The sequence below is a fragment of the Mesorhizobium sp. B2-5-3 genome, assembly GCF_006441005.1.
Lineage (GTDB): Bacteria > Pseudomonadota > Alphaproteobacteria > Rhizobiales > Rhizobiaceae > Mesorhizobium.
Window position 1 is genome coordinate 203906 of record NZ_VFUS01000006.1, and the last position, 15869, is coordinate 219774.

At 63.8% G+C, this 15869-nt stretch carries 19 protein-coding genes and 1 pseudogene; 3 read left to right on the forward strand and 17 right to left on the reverse strand.

Going from position 1 to position 15869, the window contains the following annotated elements; translation table 11 throughout:
* Positions 1-90: 90 nt before the first annotated feature.
* The 14 genes and pseudogenes from FJ867_RS28995 to FJ867_RS16230 all read right to left on the reverse strand — a co-directional run.
* Positions 91-194: pseudogene (locus FJ867_RS28995) on the reverse strand (PRC-barrel domain containing protein); the annotation flags it as partial.
* 210 nt (positions 195-404) lie between these two features.
* Positions 405-1562, reverse strand: coding sequence for a sulfite oxidase (locus tag FJ867_RS16170; RefSeq protein WP_140516107.1), 1158 nt, complete (start codon positions 1560-1562; stop codon positions 405-407).
* 366 nt (positions 1563-1928) lie between these two features.
* Positions 1929-2078 (reverse strand): hypothetical protein, encoded by a 150-nt coding sequence (locus tag FJ867_RS16175; RefSeq protein ID WP_127204769.1) that lies wholly within the window; start codon positions 2076-2078, stop codon positions 1929-1931.
* Positions 2075-2407 carry a DUF2934 domain-containing protein gene (locus FJ867_RS16180; RefSeq protein ID WP_140521455.1) on the reverse strand — a complete coding sequence of 111 codons (333 nt, stop codon included), beginning with the start codon at positions 2405-2407 and terminating at the stop codon, positions 2075-2077. Before FJ867_RS16180 ends, FJ867_RS16175 begins: the two co-directional genes overlap by 4 nt.
* A gap of 200 nt (positions 2408-2607) precedes the next feature.
* Entirely contained in the window at positions 2608-2859 is a 252-nt protein-coding gene (locus tag FJ867_RS16185; RefSeq protein ID WP_140521454.1) for a hypothetical protein, read from the reverse strand.
* Positions 2860-3136: 277 nt separating this feature from the next.
* Positions 3137-3733: a BA14K family protein gene (locus FJ867_RS16190; RefSeq protein WP_140521453.1), complete on the reverse strand. Its 597-nt coding sequence runs from the start codon at positions 3731-3733 to the stop codon at positions 3137-3139.
* Between the two features lie 111 nt (positions 3734-3844).
* A complete protein-coding gene (locus FJ867_RS16195; RefSeq protein ID WP_140817915.1) occupies positions 3845-4366 on the reverse strand; it encodes a DoxX family protein in 522 nt (173 codons plus the stop codon).
* Positions 4367-4583: 217 nt separating this feature from the next.
* On the reverse strand, positions 4584-5081 hold the full coding sequence (locus FJ867_RS16200; protein ID WP_140521451.1) for a tetratricopeptide repeat protein: 498 nt from the start codon (positions 5079-5081) through the stop codon (positions 4584-4586).
* A gap of 31 nt (positions 5082-5112) precedes the next feature.
* Positions 5113-6084, reverse strand: coding sequence for an MBL fold metallo-hydrolase (locus FJ867_RS16205; RefSeq protein WP_140499010.1), 972 nt, complete (start codon positions 6082-6084; stop codon positions 5113-5115).
* Between the two features lie 109 nt (positions 6085-6193).
* Complete coding sequence (locus tag FJ867_RS16210) at positions 6194-6439, reverse strand: DUF680 domain-containing protein (RefSeq protein WP_140499012.1); 246 nt, start codon at positions 6437-6439, stop codon at positions 6194-6196.
* Positions 6440-6722: 283 nt separating this feature from the next.
* The gene (locus FJ867_RS16215; protein ID WP_140499015.1) at positions 6723-7028 is read right to left on the reverse strand and encodes a hypothetical protein; all 306 of its coding nucleotides are present in this window, start codon (positions 7026-7028) and stop codon (positions 6723-6725) included.
* 199 nt (positions 7029-7227) lie between these two features.
* Positions 7228-8190: an AraC family transcriptional regulator gene (locus FJ867_RS16220; protein WP_140499017.1), complete on the reverse strand. Its 963-nt coding sequence runs from the start codon at positions 8188-8190 to the stop codon at positions 7228-7230.
* A 327-nt stretch (positions 8191-8517) separates the two neighbouring features.
* Positions 8518-9585, reverse strand: coding sequence for a helix-turn-helix domain-containing protein (locus FJ867_RS16225; RefSeq protein WP_181168373.1), 1068 nt, complete (start codon positions 9583-9585; stop codon positions 8518-8520).
* 97 nt (positions 9586-9682) lie between these two features.
* A complete protein-coding gene (locus FJ867_RS16230; protein WP_140671025.1) occupies positions 9683-10810 on the reverse strand; it encodes a KamA family radical SAM protein in 1128 nt (375 codons plus the stop codon).
* 126 nt (positions 10811-10936) lie between these two features.
* Between FJ867_RS16230 and FJ867_RS16235 the strand changes: the two genes are divergently transcribed.
* Both FJ867_RS16235 and FJ867_RS16240 read left to right on the forward strand, forming a co-directional pair.
* Positions 10937-11290, forward strand: coding sequence for a hypothetical protein (locus FJ867_RS16235; RefSeq protein ID WP_140817919.1), 354 nt, complete (start codon positions 10937-10939; stop codon positions 11288-11290).
* A 72-nt stretch (positions 11291-11362) separates the two neighbouring features.
* Positions 11363-11908, forward strand: a complete 546-nt coding sequence (locus FJ867_RS16240; RefSeq protein ID WP_246675063.1) for a DUF1629 domain-containing protein — start codon at positions 11363-11365, stop codon at positions 11906-11908.
* 24 nt (positions 11909-11932) lie between these two features.
* On the opposite strand, the gene FJ867_RS16245 is transcribed toward FJ867_RS16240, so the two are convergent.
* Both FJ867_RS16245 and FJ867_RS16250 read right to left on the reverse strand, forming a co-directional pair.
* Complete coding sequence (locus FJ867_RS16245) at positions 11933-12664, reverse strand: SDR family oxidoreductase (RefSeq protein WP_140817921.1); 732 nt, start codon at positions 12662-12664, stop codon at positions 11933-11935.
* Positions 12665-12696: 32 nt separating this feature from the next.
* The gene (locus tag FJ867_RS16250) at positions 12697-13182 is read right to left on the reverse strand and encodes a VOC family protein (RefSeq protein ID WP_140728424.1); all 486 of its coding nucleotides are present in this window, start codon (positions 13180-13182) and stop codon (positions 12697-12699) included.
* Positions 13183-13293: 111 nt separating this feature from the next.
* On the opposite strand from FJ867_RS16250, the gene gcvA reads away from it, so the two are divergent.
* Positions 13294-14205 carry a transcriptional regulator GcvA gene (gene gcvA / locus FJ867_RS16255; protein ID WP_140817923.1) on the forward strand — a complete coding sequence of 304 codons (912 nt, stop codon included), beginning with the start codon at positions 13294-13296 and terminating at the stop codon, positions 14203-14205.
* 9 nt (positions 14206-14214) lie between these two features.
* Here gcvA and FJ867_RS16260 read toward each other — a convergent pair whose 3' ends face one another.
* On the reverse strand, positions 14215-15837 hold the full coding sequence (locus FJ867_RS16260; RefSeq protein ID WP_140817925.1) for an ABC-F family ATP-binding cassette domain-containing protein: 1623 nt from the start codon (positions 15835-15837) through the stop codon (positions 14215-14217).
* Between the last annotated feature and the right edge of the window lie 32 nt (positions 15838-15869).

The window sequence follows — 15869 nt, forward strand, 5'->3', positions numbered from 1 at the left end:
ACTACCACCCTCAGGCACGGCGAATTGCCCTTGTCCGGGCACTTTCGGATCATCTCACTCTCCTTTCGAAAAGGGCCACGGTCGGGCCCTTCAGTCTCGGTGCTCCGGCACTCCTTTCAGCTGGTCCTTGGTCCATTGGGTCACGGCGTGGCGCCGTCCTCGTCGCGCATAAAGTCGAGCTCGGTGACGGCCACCGGGCTCGGCGAAGGACGAGGAACGCCAGCCGTTCAAGTTTTCTCCGCGTCCGCGCAGGTCACTAAACACCGCTCTTGGCGCTGCGATGGAGTCGTCATCGCATCGTCTCTGGCCAGCTTCAGGCCGGCGCCTGGTCGGATGTGGGTGACCCCATGCCAAAGACATGGGGGCACATCGCTCTCAGACACTTTGATACGACTGCCCGCCAGTCAGTGAATGTTGATACGTCGCGTCACCTGACCGTTGCTTTCCCAATAGGTATGCTTCTTGGCAATGATGGGATCGTCCATTGCGGGTTGGACCTGCCCTCCCGTATCAACCGCGCGCGAGGTGACGGCGTGCTCTCCGGCGGAAGGCTTGGGCCAGTCGACGGACCATAGTTTCCAGGCAAAGTCCGCCTTGTCGGTTTCGTCGATGGCCGCCGGCATCCATGGCCCGTCATCGATCTTCACCTCGACCCGGTCGACCGGTGCGCCCCAGGCGGCCCCGACGATCCGGTAGTCATCGCCGATATGAGTGACCCGGGCCGGTGCCGATTTCAGCCTCGCCCGCCCGACCGAAGTTTCCACCCATACTGTCTCGCCGTTGTGGTCTTCCTCGCGCAGCGTGACATAATCGCGTCCCATGAACCGGTTCTCGAAGCGCTGATCGTTCACGTCTATGCGCTTGATCCATTTGACGTTCGCGATCCCGTACCATCCCGGCGCAATCAGCCGCAGCGGGAAGCCGTTGTCAGGAGGCAAGGGGGACCCATTCATCTCGTAGCAAAGGATGTTTTTGGGATCCATGGCGTCGGGAAGTGACATGCTGCGCGCAAAATTCTGCGTGAACTTGACGTCGTCGGCCCGCTTGATTTCCCCTTTATCGGTGCCCCAGAAGACGACCTCGATACCAGTGTCGAGGACTCCGGCCTCCGTGAGGATCGGCGCGAGCGGCGTGCCCGCCCAGCGCGCATTGCCAATGCCGCCATTGAAAAACGGCAGACCGGTATTGCCCGAACATTCGACCGTGAAGGTGACTTCCTGGCGCGGTCGAGCCTTGATGTCGGCGAGCGTCAGGGTTGTCGGCTTTTTAACGGAGCCGCCGATTTCGAGTTTCCAGGTGCTTTCGTCGATCACCGGCCGGTCGAAATGCGCGATTGAAAAGAACTTGTCGTTGGGCGTCACCCAGGAATCGAGATCCTCCCACACCAGCTGATTTTTGATGACTTCCGGAACCGGGTTCGGCGGCAGCTGATCCAACCATTTGATGACTTCCTCGCCGGCCCGGCTTGGAAAGGCAGAGGCAATCCGCGATTGAAAGGACGCCAACGCTGCGAGGGCTGCCCCGCCTTGAACGATGAATTCACGTCTGGGAAGGTAATGCATGACGACTTCTCCTCCAGTGAAAAGCTCAGTTCTCCTTCAGTGATAGATGCAATAGCGACCGGGATCGCGCAAAGCAGAGGCCGGCCGCGGCGGGCAATTATGAGAGCGTGTGAAACAACCCGAGTTAGAAGCGCGCCGTAGTTAAAGCGACGTCTCCGCTCTCAATCGCCAGCTTGTCAGGTCCGAGCCGGCGATCTTCAACTATATGCCCTATATGTCCTCGTGGCGAGGGCAAGGGCCGCATCTTCGCATCACGATTGGCATCTGCCTCGTGTTCCAAAATCCAATGCAGCCTACAATTGGTGGGTCGGATTTTGTGAGCGGCAGGGACAACGCCGAGAATAAAGGACCAACGAGTCGATTTCCTCAATGGCGCTTGAAATACTGCACCTCGCGCTCATGCTTCTCCGCCGCCTCGCGGCTATCGAAAGTCCCCAGGTTCCGTCGCTTGCCCGTCTTCTCATCCTTCTTGCGCGAATAGAGCCGGTATTTTCCGTCCTTGAGTTTGCGGATCATTTGGCCTCTCCCTGACCGGGATTTCGCCGCCGCTTGCCCTTCAGCCCGAGTGCTGCCTGTTCGATCGCGGCGCGGTCGTTGCCCAGCCTGTCGATCAGGTCCTGTGCCTGCTTGCCTGATATGCCGGTGCGCATGGCCAGCTCCTCGACCGTAAGCACGTCGGTGCTGGCAATCTCGCGCGGCGGCGCGTTGCCCGCCGCCATCGACAGCTCCCTGTCGATCTCGGCCTCCGCGCGATGCCAGTGCTGCTCGGGGTCGCCGCCGCCTTCGCGCTCCCAGATCCGATAGGCGCGCTCCCGGATTTTCCCATGCCGTTGGTCGTCGCCCATTTCTCAAATCCTCCATTGGGTAGCATCTGAACGCCGCCCGCCTCCGAACGATCCAAAGAATTTGCGTGATCGCCGGGCCGGGTCGTTGGAGATTGGGATGACACGAGGCGCGCCGGGCAGAGCCCGGTCATGGAGCGAAATGATCCAGGCGGCGGGTCCCCCCGCCGCCTGGATGCCGGCCGCGGCGGCCGGCTTTGTTGTCAGCGTCCCCAGACGCCCTGACCATAGCCCTGTGCAGGCATGTCGGAGTTCGAGTTTGCCCCCATTGCGCTGTCAGTGATGCTGTTTGTGACGCTCGGGACAACCGCCTTGGCGCCGCCCGACATCATGGCATGGGCGGTTGGATAGCTGCTTGCGGCAGGGATGAAGTCGGAGCCAAAGTGGTCGCTGCCGGCAAAAGCCATGCCGGAGGCGAACAACAACGAGGCAACGGTCAATACGATCTTCTTCATTTCGGTTTCCATCTTTTGAAGTTGACATTTGGCCCCGACGCGCCGCCCGCCCGCGTTCATGGGACCGTGTTTGTTGTTTCAGGCGAAACCGGCCAACCGCGATCCCACTGGATCTTGCAGTGACAGGTCGTTCAGCGCACGACCGTCTCGGTCCGTTGTTGCGCTGTTGGCGGCTTGATAAGGGCGTGGTGTTTGTGTGGGCGTGGTAGGCAGCGTGGTAGAAACCCTTGCCGGAGTGGAATTTTGCGTGGAATGCAGCCGGAAAGCGCAGCGCCCGCTATTGGCATTGCCGCCTCGGCCCGCCGGAATAGGGCTGGTAGCTGTTGTCTTCCGGGCGGTAGGAGCGGTAGCGGCTGAAGCAGGAGGCGACATGGTCATCATCGCCAGCGGCCGCATAGGCGCCCGGCCCAGTGCCGTTGTCCTCGACGTAGCTGGCCTCGGCGGCGGGCGGCGCGGCACGGTCGGCGTCGAGATAGGGCGAGATGCAGGGGCGCTGCTGCCCGCTATAGGACATGTAGCTGTTGTCCTGCGGCCGGTAGGAGCGGTAGCGGCTCGCGCACCAGGCGACATGCGGCTGCGGCAGTTCGGCCGTGGCGGGCGCGATGGCGCCGGTGGCGGTGGGATCGGTCTCCCCGGCCTGGCGCTTGGGCTCGATATTGGCGGGCGCGGGCTGCTCGGCCGGCAGGCGCTCGAGATTCTGCGCCGTTCTGTCCACCGGCCGCGCCGTTTTGGTCCAAAGCTCCGCCATACTGACGGTGGCCGGTGCCTGGCGCGGTGGGTTCGCGGTGATTAGCCAGACGGCGAAGGCCAGACCGCTACCGAACACCGCAAGGGTCAAAACGAAACCGCAGACCAGTCCCAACAATGCTTTCACGCCGCGCTCCTTGAGCCCCTGCTAAAGCAATGCGGGGGGTCAAGGCTGGTTCCAGCAAAGCGCGGGAAATAGGCGCGGCGCTCCGCTGGGCGAATGCGAAGGCGGCGCCGTTCAAACCAGCTGCTTCACGTCCACTGGCAATTGGGTCTCCGCTGTGGGCAACGCGGCCGGCATGTCCTCGCCGCGCTGGCGCTGCCGCAGATGGAGCGCCAACAGCCGGTCCAGCGAGACCCTGCCGGCCCCGGCAACGGCCAGCACGAACATGCCGCCCGATATCGCCAGGTCCTTTTCGAAATGCAGCAGTTCGTTCTGGCTGCCGAAATTGGTGTGGAACAGCATGGCCGTTGCCAAACAGAACAGGCCGAGCGCGATGGCGCCAAGCCGCGTCAGCAGGCCTGACGCGAGGGAGAGCCCTGCCCCCAGTTGCAACGCTACGGTGGCGACAAACAGCGGCAGGTTGACACCAAGCGCTGCCATGGCTTTGGCGGCGGCATTGAAATGGGCGGCCCGCGTGGCGCCCTCATGCAAAAAGATGAGAGACAGAAGCAGGCGGCCGGCAAGCAGGCCCACGTCCCCGAGGTGGTATTTAGCGGCAAGACCCTGCAGCTTCGCGGAGCGTTCGGTCAATGTCATGGTCAGCCTCCGATCTTTTTGGCACGGGCAGGCGCCAAGCGCCTGATGTTGAAAAGGCCGGAGCCGGCGCGAGGGAGAGGATGCCGGCTCCGGCAAAGCGCGCCAGCCACGAGCGCCCAACCGTGGTGGACGAAGGGGCGAGTTCGGTGCCAACGCCCCTGCTCCGTCTCGGCTACGCCGAGCCAGCTCTCCCCATTTGTGGGGAAGAGAAAAGGTCCTACTTCGTCACCTTGGTGTCGATGGCCTGCCGCAGGTCGGAAAGCTCGTCGCACCCGGCCGGGCACAGCTGCTGCAGGGAGGCCAGCTGCTCCTTGGCCTTGTCCATGTCGCCGGTCTCGACATAGAGCTCGCCCAGATATTCGCGGGCGGCTCTGTGGTCGGGCTTCAGCTCCAGCGCCTTGGTGTAGTAGGTGAGCGCGGTCTTGTAGTCGCCGGTCTTGCGCAGGGTGAAGCCGAGCAGGTTGTAGACGTCCGCCTGCTGCGTGTCCTGCGCCAGATCGCGCAGCTCGGCCAATGCGCCGGAATAGTCCTTGGCATCGATCTTGGCCTTGATGGCGGTGAGATCCGGCGCGTCGGCGCCTTCGATGTCGTCGACCGCATGGGCCGGCATGATTGTCGCAACGGGAAGCACGGTCAGCACGGCAATGGCGCCGAGCAGGCCGAACAGGGCATGTCTGCCCGACAGGGCATTTCTGCTCAAAAGGGATCGTTTCATTGTCTTTCTCGCTTGCGTTGGAAGCTCGTGCTCAGATCTGGACCGGGGTAAATCCGTATGCCTTGCCGTCCTTGACGAAGGTGCCGGTGCCCGGGAACGGGAAGTGCGACCCGGAAATGCGGATATTGTCCGATATCACCCGGTCGATGATCTTGTGGCGCGTGGCGATTGCCGTCGGTCCGTCCTGGTCGTAAGCGCCCTGCCACTCCGGATGCGGCGCCAGCAGCGCCGGCACATACATAGTGTCGGCCGAGATCATGATCTGCTCCTTGCCGGAGTTGGCCAGGTAGACAGAATGGCCTGGTGTGTGGCCGGGCGCGGCGATGATCTGGATGCCGGGCGTGACCTCGGCGCCGTCCTCGACCAGCTTCCAGTTCTTCCATTTCGGAAAGTTCTCGGCGATGCGCTTGCCCGCCGGCTTGCGGCCCTCGGGCAGCTTGGCCAGCCGGCTTGGGTCGGTCCACCACTTGTATTCGGTGGCGTTGACGATGAGCTCGGCATTGGGGAACACCGGCGCGTTGGTGCCCTTTTCCATCAGGCCCCAGACATGATCGGGGTGGAAATGCGAGATCATGACGGTGTCGATCGCGTTGTAGTCGATGCCGGCCGCGGCCATGTTGGCCGGCAGATGCGTGGCATTGGCCTGCCACTGGCCGACGCCCGAGCCGGCATCCATCATGATCAGCTTGCCGCCCATCTTGAGCACGACGACAGTGAGCGGGATGGGCATGAAGTCGGTGGTCAGCCCCGCTTTGGCGAGTGCTGCCTTGGTGTCCTCGACCGAGACATCCTTGATGAAGGCCGGGTCGTGCGGCTTGCGCCAGATGCCGTCATAGATGGCGGTGATCTCGATATCGCCGACCTTGTATCCGTAGAAGCCGACGGTGGGCTCCACCGGAGCTTGCGCGAAGGCCGGACGGATGAATTCAAGCTTACCGGCAAGGCCGAAGGCGGCAGCAGCGGCGGCGGTGCCAAGCACTGTGCGGCGTGTCATGGTGAACATGGTGATCTCCTGTTCGAGGTGGTGGCTAAAAGTCGCGAATGGCCAAAGTCCTGGAAGGAATGACGAGGAGAGGCCGGTACCCGTCGGGAGCCGGCCCGGCCCCATGAATTCAGCGACCCCAGAGGCTGTCGTTGTTGTGTCTGGTGATGATGTCCTGCACCGACCCCTGGCTCGGCCCCGTCTTTATCTTGGTGTCGGCGCCATTGGGGCGTGCGGTGTAGGCGATCGAGCCGGTGGCATTGGTGTCGACCGGAGCGACCGGCTGGTTGGCGTTATTGGCGCCATGATCGCTGCCGGCGAAGGCAGCGCTCGAGGCAAGCATCATGGCAGCCACGCTGAGAGCGAGCTTGGTCATTTTGGCTAGGTCCTTGTTTCGTTTCCTCGGCGCGGGCCGTCAGATTGGCCCGCTACAGTGAAGACCCTGCAGCCCCGCGCTTTATTCCCGGGCGCGATGAGATTCTTTTGAAGGAGAAAAATCAGGGGCTCGGCGGCCAGGACTGAAGTCCTCGCCCACGAATATTAGCGAGAGGAACCAGGCTGGGAATGCCGCCGCGTTCCGGCACGCCGACCGCGTGCACGCACGAAAGGCGCCGGCGCAGCGCGCCGGCGCCTCTGATGATACGCCGAGTCCGTTCTGGTTACGGACAGGTCTTCTTGCCGCAGACCGCGATGCAGATCGCCGGGTTCGAACAGGTGTAGGTTTTTCTCGAGCTGGTCCCGGACGAAGACCCGCTGCTGGAAGCGGCGATCTGCCCGGACGCGCCTTTGGACAGGTCCAGCGCCTTCATGTCGGGATCGCGCGCGGCGATCTTGCCGCATGTTTCGCTGCCGCAGACCGCCCTGCAGATTGCCGGATTCATGCATTTGTAGGCCGCGAAGACCTCGGTCGGAAGAATTGCGCAGAAAACCGTAATGCCCAGTATCAAGCTTCTCGCCGCACGCATTTTTATCTCCAGGGCCAGCTTTCCGATGTCACGGAGGCCTGGCCGCTCGCCCCCGCTCCCGCGCATGCCGTTGCACCCGCGTCCGCCGGCGCGACCATGCCCGCACCGGGGATAAAGGCGTATCGCACTGGCGGCACAGGCAAGTGGCACTGACGGAACAGGTGACCGGGTTTGCCATGCGTGAGCGGCCGCATGCGTCTCACGGCGCGCGGCCGGCGCGCACCTCCGATGGGGTCATGCCATAGCGGGACCGGAACTGCCGGTAGAAGGTCGAGGGTTCGACCAGCCCCGCCTCGAAAGCGAGGTCGGCGATCGGCCTTGCTGAAAAAAGCGGGCTGGCGAGCTGCCGGTGGACCCGCTCCAGCCGTCTTTGCATGACATAGTCGGAAAACCCCTGCCCCTCTTCGGCGAAAAGGCGCCTGATGTAGCGCGGGCTGAGCCCCAGCCCCCGGCCCGCCGTCTCTGCCGAGAGGCGCGCTCGGTGCAGGTTCTCCTCGATATAACGCTTGATGGCATGCATGCGGGCGGTACGAACGCCGCGGCCGGCGACCACCTGGTCAACCTCGCGGTTGGCGCCGACCGCCGCGGCGAACAGATCGGCAATGTGCTGGGCGGCCAGCGGCGCCAGACCGGGGCCGATCGCCCCACCCGCCACCGCCTCGACATAGGCCAGCAGAAGCCGCGCTTCAGGCGTGCCGGGATTGATGGCATCCGGCCTGAGATCGCCGACATGGCGAAGGAGAGGAGTGAGCGTCGATCGGGCAAATCGCGCGCAGATCGTCCAATCGCCGTTCTGCGCCCTCGCTCGCCAGCTCCGGTCCATCGGCATGATGCAGGGCGCACCGGGCGAGGTCTCAACCGCCTCGTGCCGTGCCGTATCGAAACGCCACCCGCCCGCGATCCAGGACACCACCAGGTCGTCATTGGCGTCCTGCTGGAGCGCGGCCGTGCGTTCCCAAGCCATGGGCGCGACCTGCCCGTGGGCCACGCTCACCCCTGGCAGGATGGTGGTGGAGGCGCTCAGCCGCAACTCGCCGCGTTCAAGCGGCGCAAGGTCCAGCCGCATGCAGATGCGGCCATAGAACTCGCGCACGGCAGCTTCGCGCTCTCGGGCCGCGATCGCGTCCGTGGACAGAACTATGATGGTGTCCTGGTCGGCCACCTGCGTTCGATCCCCGCTCAGAACCTCACGGGGTGCCGCCGATGGCGGGCGCCGTTTGCTGCCTCTCCGCTCTAGACAGTGCCATGAACCCCTCCAGTGCCCTCGACGTGGTGTGAGCCTTCGGCCGCTTTTCGCGCGGGCTGCGGCAGAATTTCAAGACCTATGTGAGGGCTCCGCGCAAATGTGGCATGAGGCGCAGGGAATGTGGCCGCTGGTGCAACCGATCGGGGAAATCGCCTCGGAAAGCACGGGAAGGCTCTTCACATGCCTGCTGATCGGACACCGCTTGTCCATTGATTCATTTGTCTTTCGGCTGGCACGCCGCCTCTATCGCAGTTCGCGGATCCAGTGCCACATGGTGCGGTTCTCGCCATGGCCGAGGGACTGGCTGCGCCCATGGGCGGCATGTGCCCGCATCTCCCGCGGGGTCATGTCGAAGGAGCGGCGGAAGGCGCGCACGAAGCTCTTGCGGTGACCGAAACCATAGCGACCGGCGATCTCGGCAATGCTTTCGTGCCGGCGGCCGGGATCGGCGAGCTCGGCGCGGCAGCGGCGCAGCCTCTCCTCCTGGATATATCTGGAAAGACCGCCATGAGGTTCGAAGAGGTAATAGAGCTTGCGCATGGACATGCCGAACATGGCGGCGATGGCCTCGGCGGTGAGGTGCCGGCTGCGGATATGCGCGTCGATGTGGCGACGGATCTCGCTGGTCAGCGCCAGGTGGACCGAGGCGGCGTTTTCCTCCGCCACGGCCGAATTCACGGCTGCGGCGGCGAGTTCCAGCGTCGGCCCGATCACCGCCTCGGCGTCCTGACGGCTCATTGCGGGCGCGGCCCCGTAGAGGCCCACAAGATGCCCACGCAACAGCGCCGCCAACGGCGCGTTGCCGGAAATGACGCGCATATTGTGCTCGTCCGGCGCCTTCAGGAATGGCGCCAGCAGGCGGCGCGGCATGGTCAGGTTGAGGCTGTCGAAATCGGAGGTGCCTGTCGACTGGGCCTGTGCCAGGTCGGCCACGATCAGGTCCCCGGATGAGGCCTTTTCATCCGATGCGCCATCGCGCCGTCCATGGCTTCCGCGCAGGCAGACCTGCACAGTGATGTGGTCGAGGCCGTCGCGGCTGATCCGGGCGCGCGAGCGGTCGAAGCTTTGCGCGATGCATCCATACGAGGTGAGGACGATCTCGCCGAAGTGAAAGGCATCGGCGTGAAAATGAAACCGGTCATCGCCGGCGTTGCGCAGGCGAACGTCGTAGAGCAGGCCGATATTCTCCTGCCACAACGCAACGGCTTGCCGGGGCGCGAGGCCCACCGTGTCCAGCACGCAGCGCCGAACCCCGGCATCGACGAATTGCCTTTGCGGCACAACGCTTTGACCGCTGTCTGCTGCTGCCACCCGCCATGCCCCCGCAATCCGCGAACCGCTCACAATATGCATTTATGCCGGGGCGCGACAACGCCTGATTGCATGGCCGTCCGCCGAGAATGTCGGCTCAGAGCTGGCTCACCACTTCGGTATATTCCCTCACCTTTCCATCCTGCCCACGAATGCGCCAGTTGCCGCCGTCGCGGTCTTCCACGTAACCCGGCCCGATCGGCACCTTGCCGCCACCGTCGGGCAGGTCGAGCACGTAGACCGGATTGCAGATGCCGGACAGGCGCGCGCGCAGCGCGGCCACCAGCGCCTGGCCTTCGGCGATCGTGGTGCGGCGGTGCGCCATGCCGCGCGCGAGGTCGCCGTGGTGAAGGTAATAGGGCTTTACCCCCAGGCGGTACATCAGCTCGCGGCAGAGTTCCTCCTGCACCTCGACAGTGTCGTTGACGCCCTTGAGCAGGACGCTCTGGTTGAGCAGCACGAATCCCGCCTGCCGCAAGCCGCGGCAGGCCGCCTCGGTCGCATCGGTGATCTCGCGCGGATGGTTGAAATGGGTGACGACCGTGATCATCAGCCGGCCTTGCAAGGCAGCGATCAGCCCTGGCGTGATGCGTGAAGGCAGCGCGACCGGCACGCGGGTGTGGATGCGCATCAGCCGCACATGCGCGATCGCCTCGATGCGGGCGCGGATTTCGTTGAGCGCCTTGTCGGGCAGCGAGAGCGGGTCGCCGCCGGTCAGGATCACCTCGCGGATCTCGGGGTGGGAAGCGATATAGGCGAGCGCCGGCTCCAGGGCTTCGCGCGTATAGCCGCGTCCGATCGAGGTCAGGGACTCCTTGCGGAAGCAGAAGCGGCAATAGACCGCGCATTGATAGGTGGGAAACAGCAGCACCCGGTCGGCATGGCGATGCGTCAGCCTGGGCACCGGACTGAAGGCGTGGTCGCCGATCGGGTCGTCGAGCTCGCCTTCGCCGGTCACCAGCTCGTCGGGAGACGGGATGACTTGCGCCCGGATAGGATCGGCGGGGTCTTCCCAGTCGATCAGGTCGAGATAGGATTTGGGGATACGCACCTTGTGGCGGGAGGCTGCTTCCTGGGCCGTCGCGCGTTCGCCTGGCGACAGCGGCTGCACGGCCAGGTCGCGCACATGGCGCACGCCGGCGCGGATGTCGTCCTGCCAGGCGGCGTCGGCATCGGAAACGGGCTCAGCTGCGGCCGTCGTCGCATCGTGGAGCTGTGTGGTCATGGGGTTCTCGAGGTTTTTAGCGGACCTATCGGCCGGATGGCCTGCCGGGTCAACCGCCTTGCGCCGGCCTTCCCCGTGTAGCAAGGAGGGTCTGTGCTCTCGAAAATGCCGCGGAGAAGACCCGGGATGAGACTTGTGGTGTTGGTGGTGCTAGCCACGGTGGCAACTGGATGTGTGAGCTCTCCGGTGGATTATGGGGCCTCGCTTTCGACGCAAGACCCGAAATGGATATCGCCGGAATGCCCACAGGCCCGGGTCGAGGCCTCGAACTATGATGCGCGTGAAAAAGAGCATCCCGGTTGGGGGACCGGTGTCTTCCTTGGCCCTTACGGATTGGGTCTCGCGGCAGCCATCAAGGAGCACGAGCAAAAGGAGCGCAAGATATTCGCCCGCAGGATACATTTGCAGTGCTCGAGTTTGCCGCTGCCGAACGAACTCGCGGGCGAGCCGAGCCCCCCGGCCACGACAAAATATCCATAGATGATATGCTTTGATGCTTCTGAAGGCAGGCCAGCGTTTGATGGGATCGCAGAAGCGGAAGCAGGCCTGAACTTGGGAACGCCGGCGATGACGACCATTTACGAATTCGCGGTTGTCGAGGGCCAGGAATGGGTGCTTCCGGTCGACGAGGCCTACTACGAGGTCTTCTCCTCCCTTGACGGAACACCCCTCGAGAACTGGGATCCACCGGTCATGCGTCGCGTGTCGGAGGGCGACCCCCTCTATTCGGACTTCCCTTGGCTTGGCGAGCATGCGCCGCTTTTGCGCAAGCCTGCCGTCGACGCGCTGAAGGCATATCTGCTGCCCTATGGCCAGCTGATCCCGTTGCGCGGGGAAGAGGTCTGGCTTTTCAACGCGACCACCGTGATCGATGCGCTGGACGAGGAGCGGTCTGGAATCGTCTATTTTGATGACGGCGCCATTCTCGCGATCGAGCGATACGAATTCGATGCGGACAAGATCGGCACCGCCGAAATTTTCAAGCTGCCGATGCGCGCGTCCCCGGTGTTCGTCAACGACGCATTCGTCAATCGCGTGCGCGACGCCGGACTGCGGACGGTATCGTTCAAACCCAGGTGGCGTCGCATCGAAGCGTGACGTTTGACGACCCTGCGATGCCAACTAGATCAGGTTCTGTCCGCCATCGATGCGGATCGTCTCGCCGGTCGTGAATTCGCTTTCCATGAGGTAGAGATAGGCAGGGGCGACGTCGGCGGGCGTAGCGACCTTCCTCGCGGGCAGGCGGGCGGCCATGCCGGCGAAAAAACCGGATTTGGCCTCACCGACGAGTTCGTCCCACATCGGCGTGTCGACCCATCCCGGCGACACGATGTTGACGCGCGTCGGGGCCAGTTCCAGCGCCAGCGCCCGGGCGAAATAGCCGAATGAACCGGCGATCGCGGAAACAATCGAGCCTCCAGGAACCGGCGGGCGGTCCTTGTTGATGCCTGAGGTGAAGGTCATGGACCCTCCGGCTTTCAGCATGCGCCCGCCATGTTTGGCGAGCATCACGGCGCCGATCAGCTTGTTGTCGACGAAGCGTCGCACGAAGTCCATGTCGGTCTGGCCGATCGGGTCGTTGGGCGGCGGCGTGCCGGCCGTCGAGACGAGGTGGTCGAAGGCACCGGTTTCGTCGAATATCCGGGCAATATCCGCCTCTTTCGTCATATCAGCGGAAAGGCTTCGCACGCGACCGCCCGGGCCGAGCGTCCGTTCCGCGGCCTTGAGCTTTTCGCCCGAGCGGCCGACGATCACCAGCTCCGCGCCGCGCTCCAGCGCGGCTGCCGCTACGCCGAGCCCTATGCCGGAACTGCCTCCGACGACAATAATTCTCTTGCCCTTGAGCGATGCCATGGGAACCTCCGTCTTCAGGATGGACTGCTGGATTACGCCTTGCCGGCGTGGGCCGCCTCAATGTGGGCGACAATGATCTTGCTCATCTTGTACATCGCCTGCCGCGCCCGGCCCGCCTTGTCGCGGTCCGGGTCGTTCATCAGGCGCAGCGCCGCTTCGGGGATCACCTGCCAGTAGACGCCGAATTTGTCCCTCAGCCAGCCGCAAGGCTTTTCTGCGCCGCCGCCCGCCGTCAGCGCGTTCCAGTAATAATCTGTCTCGGCCTGGTCCTTGGTCTCGATGTAGAGCGAGATCCGCTCGTTGAACGGCGGCATCGAGCCGGCATTGAGCGCGGTGAAGCGCTGGCCCTCGAGCTCGAAGTCGAAAATCGCGTGCGGCACCGTTTTATTCGTGCCGCCGACGAAATCGGTGAATTCGATCGCCTCAAGCGCCCGGCCATTCTTGAACACAGACAGATAGAAGTCGCGCGCCTCTTCGGCGTTGAGATTGAACCAGAGGAAGGGGTGAACGGTAGCCATGCTGCTCTCGTGACGTTTGATCACAAATCCTGCGAGCATTCTGTCCAGCATGCGCTGGACAGACAATCCAAACTTTGGCAAGGATTTGTGATCAAATCTCACAGATTGGCCATGATCCGCAGACTTCCCCCACTCAACGCGCTGCCGGCCTTCGAGGCCGCCGCGCGGCATTTGAATTTCTCCAGGGCAGCCGACGAGCTCAACGTCACGCACGGCGCCGTCAGCCGGGCGATCAAGCACCTTGAGGAACAGCTCGGCGTGCTTCTGTTCGAGCGCGCGACGCGCTCGGTGCGCCTCACCGCCGTGGGCGAGCCCTATGCGAGGGCGGTCCACGAGATGCTCGACCAGCTTGCGGCCGCCACCCAATCGGCGACGGCCGCCCATGCGGGCTCGACATTGAACGTCTCCACCTCCGACGGCTTCGCGGGAAAATGGCTGGTGCCGCGGCTCTATCGCTTTCATCGCGCGCATGGCGACATCGACGTCAGGATTTCGACGACCGGCAAGTTGACCAATTTCCTTGGCGACGGCATCGACGTCGCCATCCGCTATGGCGCCGGAAACTATCCGGGTCTCACATCGGAATTCCTCACTGGCGAGGAGGTGTTTCCAGTGTGCAGCCCGAGGCTCATGCAAGGCGCCTGGCCCCTGGAGAAGCCCGACGATCTCAGGCATCACACGCTGATCCATGATGGTTTCCCGATCGGCTGGGCGGCCTGGCTGTCCAGCGCGGGAGTGGAAGGCGTGGATCCGCGGAGCGGGATTACCTTCGATTCCGCCACTTTCGCCGTCGAGTCGGCCGTGCAAGGTGAAGGCGTGGTACTTGGCCGGACCATGCTCGTGGCGGCCGACCTCGCCACCGGAAGGCTTGTCCGCCCTTTCGGCCACGCGCTGAAATCGGTTTCCAGCTTCTACCTGGTCTACCCGCCGGACGCGGTCCGCCGGCGCAAGGTGAAGGCTTTTCGCGATTGGCTCTTTTCGGAAATGACGGCGCAGCGTGCCACGGCCGCTTCCGGAGAATAGCCTCTGTGCTTATCCCCTCAGCCCCGGTGCCTCCTGCCCGGTGCGCTCGACATATTCGGTGTAGCCGCCGCCATAGGTGTGGATGCCTTCCGGCGTCAGTTCCAGCACGCGATTGGACAGCGCCGCGAGGAAATGGCGGTCGTGCGAGACGAACAGCATCGTGCCCTCATATTGCGACAGCGCCTCGATCAGCATCTGCTTGGTGACGATGTCGAGATGGTTGGTCGGCTCGTCCAGCACCAGGAGGTTGGGCGGGTCGAACAGCATCAGCGCCATCACCAGCCGCGCCTTTTCGCCGCCCGAAAGCACCCGGCACTTCTTCTCGATCTCGTCACCGGAAAAACCGAAGCAGCCGGCGAGTGCCCGAAGCGGCGCCTGGCCGGCCTGCGGAAAATTGTCCTCCAGCGTCTGGAACACGGTGCGCTCGCCGTCGAGCAGCTCCATGGCATGCTGGGCGAAATAGCCCATTTTCACGCTAGGCCCGCGCGCCACCGAACCCTGGTCGGGATCGGACGCGCCGGCCACCAACTTCAACAACGTCGACTTGCCCGCGCCATTGACGCCCATGATGCACCAGCGCTCGCGCCGGCGCACCTGGAAGTCGAGCCCTTCATAGATCGAACGGCTGCCATAGGCCTTGTGGACGTTCTTCAACGTCACGACGTCCTCGCCGCAGCGCGGCGCCGGCTGGAACTCGAAATTCACCGTCTGGCGGCGCTTCGGCGGCTCGACGCGATCGATCTTGTCGAGCTTCTTCACCCGGCTCTGCACCTGGGCCGCATGCGACGCGCGCGCCTTGAACCGTTCGATAAAGGCGATCTCCTTGGCCAGCATCGCCTGCTGGCGCTCGAACTGCGCCTGCTGCTGCTTGTCCGCGATCGCGCGCTGCTGCTGGTAGAATTCGTAATTGCCGGAATAGGCGGTAAGCGACCCGCCGTCGATCTCCACCACCTTGTTGACGATGCGGTTCATGAACTCGCGGTCGTGCGAGGTCATCAGGAGCGCGCCGTCATAATTCTTCAGGAACTGCTCGAGCCAGATCAGGCTTTCCAGGTCGAGATGGTTGCTCGGCTCGTCGAGCAGCATGGCGTCGGGCCGCATCAGCAGAATGCGTGCCAGCGCCACGCGCATCTTCCAGCCGCCGGAGAGTTTTCCGACGTCACCATCCATCATCTCCTGCGAGAAACCGAGACCGTCGAGCACTTCCCGCGCCCGGCCGTCGAGCGCATAGCCGTCGAGTTCCTCGAAGCGGTGCTGCGCCTCGCCATAGCGTTCGATGATCTCGTCCATCCGGTCCGCCTGGTCGGGATCAGCCATAGCCGCCTCCAGCGCCGCCATCTCGGCCGCCACTTCGCTCACCGGCCCGGCGCCGTTCATCACTTCGGCCACCGCGCTACGGCCGTCCATATCGCCGACATCCTGGCTGAAATAGCCGATCGTGACGCCGCGATCGACCTGCACCTGGCCCTCGTCGGGCTGTTCCTGCCCGGTGATCATGCGAAACAGTGTTGTCTTGCCGGCGCCGTTGGGGCCGACGAGCCCGACCTTTTCGCCTTTCTGCAAGGCGGCCGACGCCTCGATGAAGACAAGCTGACGGCCGTTCTGCTTGCCGATGTTTTCAAGTCTGATCATGAGTGGTCCGGGAGGCTGATGTGAGGGTGCGG